Origin of the sequence: Streptomyces sp. NPDC058663, from assembly GCF_042716745.1 — a bacterium.
Classification (GTDB): Bacteria; Actinomycetota; Actinomycetes; order Streptomycetales; family Streptomycetaceae; genus Streptomyces.
In genome coordinates, this window is record NZ_JBHXRV010000066.1 from 11,552 (window position 1) to 27,031 (window position 15,480).

The 15,480-nt window shown below is 71.5% G+C and carries 14 protein-coding genes; 6 read left to right on the forward strand and 8 right to left on the reverse strand.

Annotation, left to right across the window (positions count from 1 at the left end; genetic code table 11):
- Positions 1-2: 2 nt before the first annotated feature.
- Positions 3-1,538 carry a glycoside hydrolase family 3 protein gene (locus ACFWVV_RS33910; RefSeq protein WP_384357024.1) on the forward strand — a complete coding sequence of 512 codons (1,536 nt, stop codon included), beginning with the start codon at positions 3-5 and terminating at the stop codon, positions 1,536-1,538.
- 177 nt (positions 1,539-1,715) lie between these two features.
- Here ACFWVV_RS33910 and nagB read toward each other — a convergent pair whose 3' ends face one another.
- Positions 1,716-2,501, reverse strand: a complete 786-nt coding sequence (nagB, locus tag ACFWVV_RS33915) for a glucosamine-6-phosphate deaminase (protein WP_384357021.1) — start codon at positions 2,499-2,501, stop codon at positions 1,716-1,718.
- 719 nt (positions 2,502-3,220) lie between these two features.
- On the opposite strand from nagB, the gene ACFWVV_RS33920 reads away from it, so the two are divergent.
- The gene (locus ACFWVV_RS33920; protein WP_384357019.1) at positions 3,221-4,687 is read left to right on the forward strand and encodes a sensor histidine kinase; all 1,467 of its coding nucleotides are present in this window, start codon (positions 3,221-3,223) and stop codon (positions 4,685-4,687) included.
- A 237-nt stretch (positions 4,688-4,924) separates the two neighbouring features.
- On the opposite strand, the gene ACFWVV_RS33925 is transcribed toward ACFWVV_RS33920, so the two are convergent.
- Positions 4,925-5,182, reverse strand: a complete 258-nt coding sequence (locus ACFWVV_RS33925) for a WhiB family transcriptional regulator (RefSeq protein WP_004937597.1) — start codon at positions 5,180-5,182, stop codon at positions 4,925-4,927.
- A gap of 318 nt (positions 5,183-5,500) precedes the next feature.
- Positions 5,501-6,469 (reverse strand): diacylglycerol/lipid kinase family protein, encoded by a 969-nt coding sequence (locus ACFWVV_RS33930; protein WP_384357016.1) that lies wholly within the window; start codon positions 6,467-6,469, stop codon positions 5,501-5,503.
- Between the two features lie 101 nt (positions 6,470-6,570).
- Here ACFWVV_RS33930 and ACFWVV_RS33935 point away from each other — a divergent pair, with 101 nt between their 5' ends.
- On the forward strand, positions 6,571-7,014 hold the full coding sequence (locus ACFWVV_RS33935) for a hypothetical protein (RefSeq protein WP_384357014.1): 444 nt from the start codon (positions 6,571-6,573) through the stop codon (positions 7,012-7,014).
- Positions 7,015-7,046: 32 nt separating this feature from the next.
- Here ACFWVV_RS33935 and ACFWVV_RS33940 read toward each other — a convergent pair whose 3' ends face one another.
- The 3 genes from ACFWVV_RS33940 to ACFWVV_RS33950 all read right to left on the reverse strand — a co-directional run bounded on the left by ACFWVV_RS33940 (position 7,047) and on the right by ACFWVV_RS33950 (position 9,017).
- Positions 7,047-8,057: an RNA polymerase sigma factor SigF gene (locus ACFWVV_RS33940; RefSeq protein ID WP_384357054.1), complete on the reverse strand. Its 1,011-nt coding sequence runs from the start codon at positions 8,055-8,057 to the stop codon at positions 7,047-7,049.
- Between the two features lie 14 nt (positions 8,058-8,071).
- Entirely contained in the window at positions 8,072-8,485 is a 414-nt protein-coding gene (locus ACFWVV_RS33945; RefSeq protein ID WP_185032869.1) for an anti-sigma regulatory factor, read from the reverse strand.
- 271 nt (positions 8,486-8,756) lie between these two features.
- Positions 8,757-9,017: a UBP-type zinc finger domain-containing protein gene (locus tag ACFWVV_RS33950; protein ID WP_384357011.1), complete on the reverse strand. Its 261-nt coding sequence runs from the start codon at positions 9,015-9,017 to the stop codon at positions 8,757-8,759.
- Between the two features lie 102 nt (positions 9,018-9,119).
- Here ACFWVV_RS33950 and ACFWVV_RS33955 point away from each other — a divergent pair, with 102 nt between their 5' ends.
- A complete protein-coding gene (locus ACFWVV_RS33955; protein ID WP_384357008.1) occupies positions 9,120-10,712 on the forward strand; it encodes a Na+/H+ antiporter in 1,593 nt (530 codons plus the stop codon).
- A gap of 31 nt (positions 10,713-10,743) precedes the next feature.
- On the opposite strand, the gene ACFWVV_RS33960 is transcribed toward ACFWVV_RS33955, so the two are convergent.
- Together ACFWVV_RS33960 and ACFWVV_RS33965 are read right to left on the reverse strand one after the other, a co-directional pair.
- Positions 10,744-11,628, reverse strand: coding sequence for a 1-aminocyclopropane-1-carboxylate deaminase/D-cysteine desulfhydrase (locus tag ACFWVV_RS33960; RefSeq protein WP_384357005.1), 885 nt, complete (start codon positions 11,626-11,628; stop codon positions 10,744-10,746).
- A 57-nt stretch (positions 11,629-11,685) separates the two neighbouring features.
- Positions 11,686-12,276, reverse strand: a complete 591-nt coding sequence (locus ACFWVV_RS33965; RefSeq protein WP_384357002.1) for an N-acetylmuramoyl-L-alanine amidase — start codon at positions 12,274-12,276, stop codon at positions 11,686-11,688.
- A gap of 471 nt (positions 12,277-12,747) precedes the next feature.
- Here ACFWVV_RS33965 and ACFWVV_RS33970 point away from each other — a divergent pair, with 471 nt between their 5' ends.
- Both ACFWVV_RS33970 and ACFWVV_RS33975 read left to right on the forward strand, forming a co-directional pair.
- Entirely contained in the window at positions 12,748-14,160 is a 1,413-nt protein-coding gene (locus ACFWVV_RS33970; protein WP_384356999.1) for a family 2B encapsulin nanocompartment shell protein, read from the forward strand.
- A gap of 117 nt (positions 14,161-14,277) precedes the next feature.
- On the forward strand, positions 14,278-15,333 hold the full coding sequence (locus ACFWVV_RS33975; RefSeq protein WP_384356997.1) for a family 2 encapsulin nanocompartment cargo protein polyprenyl transferase: 1,056 nt from the start codon (positions 14,278-14,280) through the stop codon (positions 15,331-15,333).
- Positions 15,334-15,480 lie beyond the last annotated feature (147 nt).

The window sequence follows — 15,480 nt, forward strand, 5'->3', positions numbered from 1 at the left end:
CCATGACGACCCTCGTAAGCGGTTCCACCGACACGTTGACGCGTGACGCCCTCGCCGTCCTCCAGCCCGGCTTCCACGGCACCGCCGCCCCCGACTGGCTGCTGCGCAGCGTCGGTGAAGGCCTGTCCTCCGTGGGACTGTTCGGCCGCAACATCGCCTCGCCCGAGCAGCTCGCCGCCCTCACCGCGCAGTTGCGGGCCGAGCGGGACGACGTCCTGGTCGCCATCGACGAGGAGGGCGGCGACGTCACCCGCCTCGAAGTGCGCGGCGGCTCCTCCTTCCCCGGCAACCTCGCCCTCGGCGCCGTCGACGACACCGCGCTCACCCGCGACGTCGCCCGCGAACTGGGCCGCCGGCTCGCCGAGTGCGGCGTCAACCTCAACTGGGCGCCGTCCGCGGACGTCAACTCCGACCCGGGCAACCCGGTCATCGGCGTACGGTCCTTCGGCGCCGACCCGCTGCTGGTCGCCCGGCACACCGCCGCGTACGTCGAGGGCCTCCAGGCCTCCGGCGTCGCCGCGTGCACCAAGCACTTCCCGGGCCACGGCGACACCGCCGTCGACTCGCACCACGACATGCCCCGGATCGATGTGGGCCTGGACACACTGCACGCCCGTGAACTGGTGCCTTTCCGGGCCGCGATCGCCGCGGGTTCCAAATCGGTCATGAGTGCGCATATTCTTCTCCCTGCGCTCGACCCCACCCGTCCGGCCACTCTCAGCCCGCAGATCCTCACCGGCCTGCTGCGCGAGGAGCTGGGCTACCAGGGGCTGATCATCACGGACGGCATGGAGATGCAGGCCATCTCCGCGACGTACGGAATCGAGCGCGGCTCCGTCCTGGCGATCGCCGCGGGCGCCGACGCGATCTGCGTCGGCGGCGGCCTCGCCGACGAGGAGACCGTCCTGCGGCTGCGCGACGCGCTGGTCACGGCGGTCCGTTCCGGCGAACTGCCGGAGGAGCGGCTGGCCGACGCGGCGGCGCGGGTGCGCGCCCTCGCCGCGTGGACCCGGCAGGCCCGGACATCGGGGCCGGGCGCGGAAGTGCAGGAGGGGACCGCGCCCGGCAACGAGACCGGCCACCACCCGGACCGCGCAGTGGGCCTGACCGCCGCCCGCCGTGCCGTGCGCGTCACCCGTGCCCCGGGCGCGACGGCCCTCGCCGCCGCTCCGTACGTCGCCGCGTTCACCCCCGTCGCGAACATCGCGGTCGGTGACGAGACCCCGTGGGGCATCGCCGCCGATCTGGCGCGGCTGCTGCCCGGCACCGAGACCGGCGCCTTCGACGCCTCGACGGGAACCGCGGCGGCCGTGCTGGCCGCCGCCGGGGGGCGCCGCATCGTCGCCGTCGTACGCGACGAGCACCGGCACCCGTGGATGTCCGCCGCGCTCGACGCGCTGCTGACCGCCCGCCCGGACACCGTCGTGGTCGAGATGGGCGTGCCCCAGTCGGCCGCGCGCGGGGCGCTGCACATCGCGACGCACGGCGCGGCCAGGGTCTGCGGACAGGCCGCCGCGGAGGCGGCCGTCGGCCGCTGAGGGGCTGCCGCGCGACCGGCACACGGTCGCACGGCGCGAAAGGCCGGGCACCCGTGGGGGGGTTGCCCGGCCTTTCGTGTGCCGCGGCATGCGGCGGTGGGTGCGCCGGCCTCGCGGCGGCGGGTGCGCGGAGGCCCTACAGCCCGTGCCACCCGCGGCGGCGGGTGCGCGGAGGCTCTACAGCCCCTGCCACACCGGCTTGTTCACGTACGTGTGACGGAAGTAGTCCGCCAGCTTCAACTTGGACGCGGCGCCCTCGTCCACGACCACCGTCGCGTGCGGGTGCAGCTGGAGCGCGGACGCCGGTACGAGCGCGGAGAGCGGACCCTCCACGGTCTGCGCGACGGCCTCGGCCTTGCCCTCCCCGGTGGCCAGCAGCACCAGGTGGCGGGCGTCCAGGATGGTGCCGATGCCCTGGGTGATGACGTGGCGCGGGACCTGGGCGGTGTCGCCGCCGAAGAAGCGCGCGTTGTCGTCGATGGTCTGCTGGGTCAGCGTCTTGATGCGGGTACGGGAGGCGAGCGAGGAGCACGGCTCGTTGAAGCCGATGTGCCCGTCGGTGCCGATGCCGAGCAGCTGGAGGTCCACCCCGCCCGCCTGGCCGAGCGCCTTGTCGTACGCCTCGCAGGCCGCCTGGACGTCGTCGGCGGAGCCGTCGGGGCCGAAGAACGACGCCTCGGTCAGCCCGAGCGGCTCCACGACCTCGCGCAGCACGGTCGCCCGGTAGGACTCCGGGTGCCCGGCGGGCAGGCCCACGTACTCGTCCAGCTGGCAGATGCGGGCGCGGGAGGCGTCCACCTCGCCCGCCCGCACCTTGGCGGTCAGCGCCTGGTAGATGGGCAGCGGGGACGACCCTGTGGCCACACCGAGCAGGGCGTCGGGCTTGCGGCCCAGCAGGTTCACGATGCTCTGCGCGATGAGCTCGCCGCCCGCCTTGGCGTCCGGAACGATGACAACTTCCACGCTGATGCCTGCCTATCTGGAAGAGGGGTCTCGGGAGAGCAGAGGCCGAAAACGATCTGTGGTATAGACCAATCTAGCAGAGGGGTCCCACTCCCGCAGGGCTCACGCCCAAGGGGCACGCAGGTGCAGGAGCCGCACATCCAGGGCTCGCGCACATCCAGGGCTCGCGCACATCCCGGGTCCGCACATCCCGGGTCCGCGGTCCGCACATCCAGGGTCCGCCCACACACAGGGCTCGCGCACATCCAGCGTCCGCCCGTACGCAGCGCTCGCGCACATCCAGGGCTCGCGCACATCCCGGGTCCGCACGCATGAAGGCCGGCGCGTAGGAAGGGCCCGCGCACATGGGGGGCCACGCGTATGAGGGGTCCGCGCACATGGAGGGCCGACGCGCATCCACCGCCCGCGGCGCGCACGCCCACGCGATCCACGCAGGGCCCGGAAACACCCGCGGGCCACGGCGCCCGGCGGGACCCTCAGCCCGCCCGGCACCGCAGCCCGGAGTTGCATCGGCCGACGGTGTGCGGTGCCTCCGGCCGTGTTCAGGGGCGGGCGCAGTCAGGGCAGAGAGCGCCGCGTCCCCCGGTTTCACCCTCCTGTGCGGGGAGGATGAAGTTCTTTTACCCGGCCATTGTGGACTAGACCACTCACCCCTGTCTATGGGATGCGCACCACCGGTTGTCCCTCAGGTTACGGGTATGTTCGTCATCGTGCCCTCCATGAACGATCTCGTACGCCAGCACACCGCCCTCAGCGAGTCCGACCTCGAGTGGCTCCACTTGCTGGTCTCGGAGTGGCAACTGCTCTCCGACCTGTCCTTCGCCGACCTCGTGCTGTGGGTGCCGACCCTCGACGGCACCCGTTACGTGTCGGTCGCGCAGATGCGGCCCAACACCGGGCCCACCTCGTACCACGACGACATGGTGGGACATCTCGTGCCGCGCGGCCGCCGCCCGCTCCTCGACGCCGCCCTGGACGAGGGCCGCATCGTGCGCGAGGGCGACCCGGAATGGCGCGAGGAGGTGCCGGTACGGGTCGAGTCGATCCCGGTGCGCCGCGAGGGCCGGGTGCTCGGGGTCATCGGGCGCAACACCAACCTCCTCACCGTCCGCACGCCCAGCCGGCTGGAACTGACGTACCTCCAGAGCGCCTCCGACCTGGCACAGATGATCGCGGCCGGCTCCTTCCCCTTCCCCGGCCAGCAGGTCGACATGGATGCCTCGCCGCGCGTCGGCGACGGGCTGATCCGGCTGGACGCCGAAGGGATCGTGCAGTACGCCAGCCCCAACGCCCTCTCCGCGTACCACCGCCTCGGCCTCGCCTCCGACCTGGTCGGCCACCACCTCGGCCGGGCCACCGCGGAACTCGCCCCGTCCCGGGGTCCGGTGGACGAGGCCCTGGTCAAGCTGGCCAGCGGCTACGCCCCGCGGGAGACCGAGGTGGAGGGCAGCGGGGGAGTGATCCAGCTGCGCGCCATCCCGCTCAAGCCCAAGGGCACCCGGATCGGTTCCCTGGTGCTGTGCCGGGACGTCACCGAACTCCGCCGCCGGGAGCGGGAGTTGATTACCAAGGACGCCACCATCCGGGAGATCCACCACCGGGTGAAGAACAACCTCCAGACGGTGGCCGCCCTGTTGAGACTCCAGTCCCGCAGGATGGACTCCGAGCAGGGCCGCGAGGCGCTCAACGAGGCGGTGCGCCGGGTCGGTTCCATCGCCATCGTCCACGAGACGCTGTCCCAGAACCTGGACGAGCGCGTCGAGTTCGACGAGATCGCCGACCGGGTGCTCGCGATGGTGGCGGAGATCTCCCCGGGCAAGGTGACCTGCCGGCGCACAGGGCGCTTCGGGATACTGGACGCGGAGGTCGCCACTCCGCTGTCCATGGTGCTCACCGAGATCCTGCAGAACGCCCTGGAGCACGGCTTCTCCCAGGGTGAGCAGGGCACGGTCGAGGTCTCCGCCCTGCGCGGCGGCACCTCCGCCGAGGCCCGGCTGCTGATCACCGTGCTCGACGACGGCCGCGGCCTGCCCGAGGGCTTCGACCCGCAGCGGGCCGGGAACCTCGGCCTCCAGATCGTCCGGACACTGGTGGAGGGCGAGTTGGGCGGCACCTTCGACATGCTCCCAGGACCGGAGCGGGGCACCCGCGTGGTGCTGGACATACCGGTACGCCCGCAGAAGTAACCGCGGGGGCGAAATCCGCCGGGGGGAATCCTCCGGCGCGGTCGTACAAGACGCACCGGAACAGCGTCGTACAAGAACACACCGCAACAGCGGAGAGCCCCGGACCGAGGTGACGGTCCGGGGCTCAACTGCTCACGCTTTACTGCGCATTGGGGGGTACTGCGCGCTGCGATTCGGGGGCGGTGACTGCATACGCGCTGTATGCGCCGCCGAGCAAAGGCTCGAAGCAGGGGTGGGTCAGGCGGTCGCGTTGCGTGCCCGGTTGCGAGCGGCGCGGCGCTTCATCGCACGGCGCTCGTCCTCGCTGAGGCCACCCCAGACACCCGAGTCCTGGCCGGACTCGAGGGCCCACTGCAGGCACTGCTCCATGACGGGGCAGCGGCGGCAGACGGCCTTGGCTTCCTCGATCTGCAGCAGCGCAGGACCGGTGTTGCCGATGGGGAAGAACAGCTCCGGGTCTTCCTCACGACAAACGGCGTTGTGACGCCAGTCCATGGCTGCTACCTCTCCTTGTGTCAAACATGTTTGCTTGTGAATGTGAACGCTTTCACGAATCCCCTCACGAGGGAAGGCCCGACTTCCAGCGAACACTGGTTGTGGTCCTGAGCGTGAGGAGGGATTCTGGTTTCTCAGGGAGGCCGGTGTTGCGGGCCGTCCCGATCGCCATGAAGAGACTCGCAAACCTCGACGGCGGATACAACCCCTTCCGAGAAGTTTTTTTTGATTCCTCGGTGTCGACTAGGTCACAGCCGTACTTCTAGAGGGTGGATGCCAGTCCGTACGTTCGAGATAAAGGACTTTAGGCTCTTCCACTCACACAATCACACGCAGTGCACGGCGAACGCCTGTGAACGCGACGCTCGTACGCAGTCCCAGGTGGTCGCCGTCCATTTGAAGGGGTAGCGGAACCTTCGAATGCAAGGTGAAGTCCGTGAGGTCATGCAGTGTTACTGCGTGCTTACCGTGTGGACCGCGCTCGGGTGTGGAGGTGAGCAACTGGGTCGCGTACCGGGTGACTGCGGGAGTGGAGAGCCGGCTCAGTCCGAGCACGTCCAGGGCGGTTTCGAAGGACGCGTCGGGGGAGGCGTACAGCGGACGATTGCCCAGGTAGGTCCAGGGAGAGGTGTTGCAGACTATGGACAGGACCAGGTCGGTCACCGGGTCGTGGCCCGGGCGCTCCAGGGTGATCACCCCGTGCCTGCGGTGCGGCTCGTCCAGGAACTGCCGTACCACCTGGCGCAGATAGAGGGCGTGCGTCGAGCGCTTTCCGCGCTCGCGCTGCTGCTCGACCCGGCCGATGACTCCGGCGTCGAATCCGAGCCCGGCGCAGAAAGTGAACCAGCGTTCCGGAACGGCTGCGTCCTCCGTTCCCGGTACGCCCTTTGTGAGGCCGAGGCTCACTGTGCGTTCGCTTCCGGTACGCAACGCGTCCAATAGGGCGCCGGTCGCTTCTACGGCGTCATTGGGGAGACCCAGTGCGCGGGCGAACACATTCGTGGAGCCGCCGGGGACAACCGCGAATCCGGGCAGCCGTTCGAGGTCGGGGCCGCGGTGCAGAAGGCCGTTGACGACTTCGTTGACCGTGCCGTCGCCGCCGAGGGCGACGACCAGCTCGACGTCCTCGCTGTCCGCGGCCCTGCGGCCCAGGTCGCGGGCGTGCCCGCGGTACTCGGTGGTGACCGTCTCCAGCTTCATCTCGCTGGCCAGGGCGTGGATCAGTACGTCCCGGGTGCGGGCACTGGTGGTGGTTGCTGCCGGATTGACCACGAGAAGTGCGCGCATGCGCAGCAGATTACCGGCCGCCAGTGCGCGGGTCGTCCTCCGGTACGAGTGAGCGCCGGTGGGCCGGCCGGGTGACGGGGGCCGGCCGTTACCCTGCAAGGGTGAGTAATGAGCCGAGTCAGACGTCCGTTCCGCATCCGGCCGAGCCCCGCCCGGCCCGCCTCGGCGCCGCCGCCGCACTGGTCGCGCTGGAGGGGCTGGCGCTGGTCGTCGTCGGACTCTCCATGCTCGTGATGGGGCTCTTCGGCAGCCCCGACCGGCCGGAGCAGGCCGAGATGGGCGGACTCACCCTGATCGCGCTCGCCGTGCTGCCGCTGCTCGCCGCGAACGGGCTGCGCCTGCGGCGAAGCTGGAGCCGGGGGCCCGCGGTGATCACCCAGCTGATGGCGCTGCCGGTCGCGTACACCCTGCTGACCACCGACGCCGCCTGGTCGATCCCGTCCGGCATCGTCCTCGCCGCGATCGCCGTCGTCTCGCTGGTGCTGCTCCTGAACCCGGCCGCCGTCGACGCGCTCGGCATCAAGAGGGGCCCGCGCGGCGCCTGAGCGGCGCGGCCCGGGCCCCGTACGCCTGGCCCCTACTCCTCGACCAGCAGCTTCTCGCGGAGCTGCGCCAGCGTGCGCGCCAGCAGCCGGGAGACGTGCATCTGGGAGATGCCGACCTCCTGGGCGATCTGCGACTGGGTCATGTTCCCGAAGAAGCGCAGCAGCAGGATCCGCTTCTCGCGCGGCGGCAGGTCCTCAAGGAGCGGCTTGAGCGACTCGCGGTACTCCACTCCCTCCAGCGCCACGTCCTCGGACCCCAGGGTGTCCGCCACCGCCGGGGACTCGTCGTCCGTGTCGGGGACGTCCAGGGACAGCGTGGAGTACGCGTTGGCCGACTCCAGCCCCTCCAGGACCTCCTCCTCGGAGATCGCCAGCCGCTCGGCCAGTTCGTGCACGGTCGGCGAGCGGCCGTGCTGCTGGGAGAGCTCGGCGGTCGCCGAGGTGAGCGAGAGCCGCAGTTCCTGGAGCCGGCGCGGCACCCGCACCGCCCAGCCCTTGTCGCGGAAGTGCCGCTTGATCTCGCCGACCACCGTCGGGGTCGCGTACGTGGAGAACTCGACGCCGCGCTCCGGGTCGAACCGGTCGACCGACTTGATCAGGCCGATCGTGGCGACCTGGGTGAGGTCGTCCAGCGGCTCCCCCCGGTTGCGGAAGCGCCGCGCCAGGTGCTCGACCAGCGGCAGGTGCATCCGCACCAGCCGGTTGCGCAGCTCCGCCTTCTCGGGGGAGCCGTCGGGCAGCTCGCGCAGCTCGATGAACAGAGCCCGCGCGCCGCTGCGGTCCCGTGGGTTGTGCGGGAGCTGCTCCACACGCTCCGTGTGCACGTTGCTGTGCTCGTCGCTCATCTGGTTCGCCGCCCGCTCCGCTGCCTGCCGCGTCTGAGCCTCTGCCGCCGTGTCCGCGTCGCCCGCCTTGTCCGCGGGGGCTTCACCGGCCTTCTGCGCAGCCTCGTACGCCGCGCCGCCGCCGTCCACCGGGTGCGGGCGGGCGTGCTGCCCGGGAATCCCGTCCAGTGCCTGCCCGCTGCGCTCGTCGTCGCGCACCGGCCCGTTCCCGTTCACGCCGGACCGGGTCCCGCGCCGCGCTGTTTGTACAGGCTGATGCTGACCGTACGGTCGTCGGCCACGGTCGCGTCGACCTTGCCGGCCAGTGCGGAGAGCACCGTCCAGGCGAAGGTGTCGCGCTCCGGGGCGCGGCCGTCCGTGGTGGGGGCCGTGACCGTCACTTCCAGCGAGTCGTCCACCAGCCGGAACACACAGCTGAGGACGGAGCCCGGCACGGCCTGCTGAAGCAGGATCGCGCAGGCCTCGTCGACCGCGATGCGCAAGTCCTCGATCTCGTCGAGGGTGAAGTCCAAACGCGCTGCGAGGCCGGCCGTGGCCGTACGCAGCACCGACAGGTAGGCACCCGCAGCGGGCAGCCGGACCTCCACGAAGTCCTGGTTCCCGGGCTCGCCTGCGATAGGGGACACCCTCACCTCCAAGGTGGCACAAGCGGTACGTCTGATACGTCTTTTCGCCGGTGACGCTACCGTGATCCGCCGGTCCGTGTCGCCAGGCCCCCTGCCCGGCGAACTGTCACTCATGGTAGGCACATGTGCACGCACAGTGGCTAGAGCTGTGCGGAGCCCAATTGGACGGCGCCGACGAGGGGTTGACGTACCCCGGGGCCGGGCGCCCGAACCGCATTGTGCGGGGGCAACCGCGCCGCCGGGGCAGCCGGCCGCACGGCCATGACCGCGATCAGACGATCGCACCGTCCACGAAGCACCAGCGCCAGCTCTCCCCGGGTTCGAAACTGCGCATCACCGCATGGCCGGTGTCGTGGAAGTGCCGAGTCGCGTGCCGGCCCGGCGAGGAGTCGCAGCAGCCTACGTGCCCGCACTCCAGACAGATCCGCAGCTGCACCGGATGCGTGCCGGCGGCCAGGCATTCGAGGCAGGTGTCGCTCAGCGGGGCCGGCTGCGGCTGGGGCAGCTTCTCGACGTGCGGGCATTCGCTCATGCTGTCCATTGTTCACGAAAGAGCTGATCATGAACGTGCGGCGGTACGACGCCGCTCCCCTCGACCGGGCCCCGGCGGCCCGCACACCAGGAACGGGAACCGATGGACGCCACTCCACTGCTGGCCCTGATCGCGGCCAGCGCGGCCGTCGCCGGACTGGCGCGCAGGACCCCCGTCCCCGCGCCACTGCTGCTCGTCGCGGTGGGGATCGCGGCCTCGTTCGTGCCCGGCATGCCGGACTTCACGCTCGACCCGCACATCGTGCTGCCGCTGCTTCTGCCGCCCCTGCTCTACACGGCCGCGCTGGAGAGCTCGTACCTCGATCTGCGGGCCAATCTGCGGCCGGTCGCCCTGCTGTCCGTGGGGTACGTGCTGTTCGCGACCGTGGTGGTCGGCTACCTGGTGCACCTGCTGGTGCCCGGGCTGCCGCTGGCCTCCGCGCTGGTGCTCGGCGCCGTGATCGCGCCGCCGGACGCCGTGGCGGCCACCGCCATCGCCCGCCGGCTCGGGCTGCCGCCCAGGATCACCGCGATCCTCCAGGGCGAGTCCCTGGTCAACGACGCCACCGCCATCACCGCGTACAAGGTGGCCCTCGCGGCGGCCGTGGGGGCGGGGGCGAGCTGGGGCGAAGGGGTACGGGAGTTCCTGGTGGCCTCGGTCGGCGGGGTGGCCGTCGGGCTGCTGCTGATGGTGCCGATCCACTGGGTGCGGATGCGGCTGGCCGAGCCGATGCTGCAGAACACGCTGTCGCTGCTGATTCCGTTTGTTGCTTATGCGACGGCGGAGTACGTGCACGCCTCCGGGGTGCTCGCCGTCGTGGTGGTCGCGCTGCACCTCGGGCACAAGTCCTGGAAGGTCGACTTCGCGACCAGGCTCCAGGAGGAGGCGGTGTGGAAGATGGTCTCCTTCATCCTCGAATCCACCGTCTTCGCGCTGATCGGACTCCAGCTGCCAGTGGTGCTCGCCGGGCTCGGACCCTACGGGGGATGGCAGGTCTTCTGGTCCGCAGTCGTGGTGTTCCTGCTGGTGGTGGCGGTGCGGTTCGTCTGGGTGTTCCCCGCGACGTACCTGCCGCGCGGACTCTCGCGGCGGATCAGGACCCGGGAGCCGGACACCGACTGGAGGGCCCCGCTGATCGTCGGCTGGGCCGGGATGCGCGGGGTGGTGTCGCTCGCCATCGCCTTCTCGATCCCGCTCACGGTGGCCGGGGAGGAGTTCCCCGGACGGAACCTGATCCTCTTCCTGACGTTCACGACCGTGATCGGCACGCTGGGTGTGCAGGGGCTGACCCTGACCCCGCTGATCCGGGCGCTGAAGCTGCCGGGGCGCGACGCGTACGCGACCACCCTCGCGGAGGCCCAGGCGCAGAGCGAGGCGTCGACGGCGGCCGAGGCACGGCTGGACGCCCTGCTCGCGGACGAGAGGAACACGCTGCCGGGACCGCTCGCCGACCGGCTGCGCACGGTGCTGGAGCGGCGGCGCAACGCGGTGTGGGAGCGCCTTGGCGCGGTCAACGAGGTGACGGGCGAGTCCGCCGACGCCACCTACCGGCGTCTTTCGCGCGAAATGATCGACGCGGAGCGGGCGGTCTTCGTGGAGCTGCGCGACACCCGCCGGATCGACGACGAGATGATGCGGGTGCTGCTGCGCCGCCTCGACCTGGAGGAGGCGGCGGGGTGGCGCGAGGCGGAGTAGGGCATCCCCCGCCGACGGTTACGCAGCGTGATCAGGGGCGGCCCGTGATCACCGCGGCCAGCCGGGTGCCGCGCGGGAACGCACCCTGGGCGGTCAGCTCCGTCAGGGCGTACAGCAGCTTCGCCACATAGAGCCGCTCCACCGGCAGCCCGTGCCGCTCCCCGAAGTCGTCCGCGAAGTCGACGAGCTCCGGCGGGGTGCGTGCGTACCCGCCGAAGTGGAATCCGTCCGCGAGGGACCAGGAGCCCGCCGGCCCGCCGAACGCCGCGAGCTGGAGCGCGCGTACCTCCGCCTCCAGGAAGCCGCCCTTGAGCACCGGAACGCCGATCGCGCGCTGTCCGGGGCCGAGTCCGGCGGCCAGGCCGGCGAGCGTGCCGCCGGTCCCGCAGGCCACCGCCGCCACGTCGGCCACCCCGCGCAGCTCCTGGCCGAGCGCGGTGCAGCCCCGGGCGGCGAGCGCGTTGCTGCCGCCCTCGGGGACGACGTACGCCTCCGGGAACGGGGTGCCGGGCAGCAGCCGGGCAAGGAAGCCCGGATCGGCGCGGCGGCGGTAGTCCGAGCGGGAGAGGAAGCGCAGGTGCATGCCGTCGGCCGCGCACCGGGCCAGGGAGGCGTTGAGCGGGCGGCCGGCCAGCTCGTCGCCGCGGACCACGCCGACGGTGGGGAACCCGAACAGCCGGCCCGCCGCCGCGGTGGCCCGCAGATGGTTGGAGTAGGCGCCGCCGAAGGTGAGCAGCGGGCGCCCGGCGGCGGCCCGCAGGTTGGGCACCAGTTTGCGGTACTTGTTGCCGGGCAGGTCCGGGTGGATCAGGTCGTCGCGCTTGAGGAACAGCCGGACCCCGTGGCGGCCGAACCGCTCGTCCGCCACCTCGGTGAGGGGGGAGGGCAGCAGCGGGCGCAACTCGTCGGACGGCACCCGCCCATTGTGCCGGTGCACGGCGGCCCGGCCACCACCCCTGACCCCGGTGACCTGCTACTTCAGCCGGTCGCGGATCCGGCCGCGCATCCAGTCCATGGTGAAGCCGCGCGGGTCGACCTTGCCCGGCTGCCACTCCCGGTGGCCGATGACCGAGCGCTCGCTCCAGGAGTGTGAGCGGCAGATGGCCGCCGAGACGCGCTCGATGGCCTTGAGCTGGGCCTCGGGCCAGGGGTCCTCGCCGTCGCCGAGGTTCTCGCACTCGAAGCCGTAGAAGTGGCGGTTGCCGTCGGTGTTGGCCTCGTTGTCCGGCGGGAGGCGCTTCTCGGCGATGACCGCGCGCAGTACGTCGTCGTCGCCGCGTCCGGCGTGGTTGGCCCGCCCGTACCCGACGAGGTGGACCCGCCCGTCCTTGGCGATCACGCCGTGGCAGAGGGGGCCCGGCAGGCCCTGGTAGCCGTCGCGGCAGATGCGGACGGTGGCCGCGGTGCCCCGGGTGACGGTGTGGTGGATCATCACCCCGTGCACCGGGCCCCAGGGGCCGTGTCCCGCGCGGTTGTGGTTGCGCCAGTCGCCGACTTCGACGACGGTCACCCCCTCCATCCGCAGGCTGGTCAGGAAGGCGTTGGCGGAGAGCGGTTTGGCCATGCTGACTCCTCGTCCGGAGGCCGGTCACGGCGAGAAGCCCGTGACTGTCTGTACTGCTTGTACCGGAGACGGGGATTCCGCTACACCTCGCTCGCACAGTGTGCGAGCCGATCCGGACAGGGCTCCTGGGCCCCGTGCGCCGGCCGGTGCGGCGGCGGCTCGGCCGGTGGCCGGTCAGGGGCGGGGCCCGGCCGTCGCGCAGCGGAGGCCCGCCGTGAGGAAGCGGCCGGAAACAGCCGACCGGAGTTCGCCGGGGTGCGGACGGAGGGACTCCGGTGCCGTTCGGTCGCTACGGCGCGTAGCCGAAAACCCGCACGCGCACCCTCGGCGGGTCAATCCCGTCGCGCGCTCTTCCCCCTTCACCGGTGATCTAGTCACACTCTTTTGTGTAATGGCGCATCAACTCCCGGTGATGAAAGGCTACTTGCGCAGGTCAGCGCATGATCGAGAGCAGTATCGAAAGGGAGACAGATGTCGGTCGAGGCAGGTTCCGAAATCCGCGAACAGCAGCAGCCGCCGCAGCAGAGTCTCGGTACGGCCGCCGCGCGGAACTTGGCGACCACCACCAAGTCCGCCCCGCAGATGCAGGAGATCACCTCCCGCTGGCTGCTGCGGATGCTGCCGTGGGTGCAGGTCCAGGGCGGTGCGTACCGGGTCAACCGCAGGCTCAGCTTCGCGGTCGGCGACGGACGCGTCACCTTCATCCAGACCGGCAGCAGCGTGTCCGTCGTCCCGGGGGAGCTGGGCGAGCTGCCCGCACTGCGGACGTACGGCGACAGCGAGGTGCTCCGGGAGCTGGCCCAGCGCTGCGAGCAGCGGGAGTTCGCGGCGGGGGAGGTCATCGCCACCCAGGGTGAGGCGGCGGACACCGTCTACCTGCTGGCGCACGGCCGGGTGGAGAAGATCGGCGCCGGGCCCTACGACGAGGAGCAGGTGCTCGGCGTCCTCGCGGACGGCGCGTACTTCGGCGACCAGGCGCTCGTCGAGGACGACGCCAGCTGGGGGTACACCGCGAAGGCCGCGACCGCGTGCACCGTGCTCGCCCTGAGCAGGAACGACGTACGTACCCTCGCCGACCGGGCGCACTCGCTGCGCGACCACCTGGCGGCGGTGCGGGAGCTGCCGCGCCAGCGCACCAACAAGTACGGCGAGGCGTGCATCGACCTCTCCGCCGGCCATGTCGGCGAAGCCGTCGTACCGCACACCTTCGTGGACTACGACGCGGCGCCGCGCGAGTACGAACTCTCCGTCGCGCAGACCGTGCTGAAGGTCCACACCCGGGTGGCGGACCTCTACAACACCCCGATGAACCAGACCGAGCAGCAGCTCAGGCTCACCGTCGAGGCGCTCCGCGAGCGCCAGGAGGACGAGCTGGTCAACAACAAGGAGTTCGGCCTCCTCGCCAACTGCGACTACGGGCAGCGCCTCCAGCCGCACGACGGCGTGCCCAGCCCCGATGACCTGGACGAGCTGCTCTCGCGGCGGCGCGGCAACAAGTTCTTCCTGGCACACCCGAAGGCGATCGCCGCGATCGGCCGCGAGTTCAACAAGCGGGGCCTCAACCCGGACTCCGTCGACATCTCCGGCAACCGGATCCCGTCCTGGCGCGGGGTGCCGATCTTCCCCTGCAACAAGATCCCGATCAGCGACGCCCGCACGACGTCGATCATCTGCATGCGTACGGGGCTGGAGGAGCAGGGCGTCATCGGACTCCAGCAGGCCGGCATCCCGGACGAGATCGAACCGAGCCTCTCGGTGCGCTTCATGGGCATCGACGAGCAGGCCCTCATCTCGTACCTGGTGACCGCGTACTACTCGGCAGCCGTGCTGGTGCCCGACGCCCTCGGCGTCCTGGAGAACGTCGAGATCGGACGGTGGAGCTGAGCCCCTTCGGGCGGAACAGGAGGGGACGGCCCGAGGGGGCAAAGGGGGGTTCGGGGTGTGCGGGGGTGCGGTGCGAGGTGCACCGCACCCCCGGGACGGGAGGAGTTGGCTTTGACCATGACCACGATCCACGCGACGGGCAGCCAGGGAGGCGGCGCGGAAGGGGCGGCGGATCTCCTCGCCCGTACCCGGGCGGCCGTCGACCCCCGCCTCCGGGCAACGGTCGAGTCGCTGCCCGGACAGGTCCGCCGGATCGCCCGCTACCACTTCGGCTGGGAGCAGGCGGACGGCACCCCGGACGACGGGACGACGGGCAAGGCGATCAGGCCCGCCCTCGTCCTGGCCGCCGCCCAGGCGCTCGGCGGCGACCCGCAGCAGGCCGTACGGGCCGCAGCGGCGGTGGAGTTGGCGCACAACTTCACCCTGATGCACGACGACGTGATCGACGAGGACCCGACCCGCAGGAACCGGCCCACCGTCTGGACGGTCTTCGGCATACCCGACGCGATCATCACGGGGGACGCCCTGTGCGCCCTGTCGCTGCAACTGCTCGCCGAGGACCCGCACCCGGCCTCCGCCAAGGCCGCCGCCCGGCTCGCCGCCTGCGTCATCGAGCTGTGCGCGGGCCAGCAGTCGGACTGCGCGTTCGAGAACAGGGCGCCGCAGGACGTCACCATCGACGAGTGCCTGACCATGGCCGAGGCCAAGACGGGCGCCCTGCTGGGCTGTGCGTGCGCGCTCGGCGGGCTGTACGCGGGGGCCGGGGAGGAGGAGGTCGAGGCACTGGACGCGTTCGGCAGGGAGGCGGGCCTCGCCTTCCAATTGATCGACGACCTGATCGGTATCTGGGGCGACCCGGCGCACACCGGCAAGCCCGCCGGGGCCGACCTGGCCGCCCACAAGAAGTCGCTGCCCGTGGTGGCGGCGATGGCCTCGGGCTCACCGGCCGCCGAGGAACTGGCGGAGCTCTACCGGGGCCCCGCCATGGACGCCGCCGCGGTGCGCAGGGCCGCCGACGCCGTGGAGCGGGCCGGGGGCCGGGACTGGGCGCAGAGCCAGGCCGCGGACCGGATGGCCAGGGCGGTGCAGCACCTGTCGCGGGCGGTGCCGGACCTGGGGGCGGCGGACGAACTGCTGGCGCTCGCGGAGTTCGTCACCCGGCGCACGCGCTGAGGCCGTAGTCGCGGTACGGGTTCATGGTGCGGGCCCGGCGGGACACTCCCGCCGGGCCCGCCCTCGTACCGCTGCCGCCTTACCGCAAGCCCCGGCCGTTCCGTGCCGTCAACTCTAAGATCAGTGACGACAGTTGCGGGTTACGGA

Coding starts and splice junctions, on each gene's coding strand:
- ACFWVV_RS33955 (WP_384357008.1), top strand. CDS start 9,120: ATGGACGCCACTCCACTGCTGGCCCTGATCGCGGCCAGCGCGGCCGTC.
- ACFWVV_RS33910 (WP_384357024.1), top strand. CDS start 3: ATGACGACCCTCGTAAGCGGTTCCACCGACACGTTGACGCGTGACGCC.
- ACFWVV_RS33930 (WP_384357016.1), bottom strand. CDS start 6,469: ATGCGCGCACTTCTCGTGGTCAATCCGGCAGCAACCACCACCAGTGCC.
- ACFWVV_RS33925 (WP_004937597.1), bottom strand. CDS start 5,182: ATGGACTGGCGTCACAACGCCGTTTGTCGTGAGGAAGACCCGGAGCTG.
- ACFWVV_RS33920 (WP_384357019.1), top strand. CDS start 3,221: ATGAACGATCTCGTACGCCAGCACACCGCCCTCAGCGAGTCCGACCTC.
- ACFWVV_RS33970 (WP_384356999.1), top strand. CDS start 12,748: ATGTCGGTCGAGGCAGGTTCCGAAATCCGCGAACAGCAGCAGCCGCCG.
- ACFWVV_RS33965 (WP_384357002.1), bottom strand. CDS start 12,276: ATGGCCAAACCGCTCTCCGCCAACGCCTTCCTGACCAGCCTGCGGATG.
- ACFWVV_RS33975 (WP_384356997.1), top strand. CDS start 14,278: ATGACCACGATCCACGCGACGGGCAGCCAGGGAGGCGGCGCGGAAGGG.
- ACFWVV_RS33950 (WP_384357011.1), bottom strand. CDS start 9,017: ATGAGCGAATGCCCGCACGTCGAGAAGCTGCCCCAGCCGCAGCCGGCC.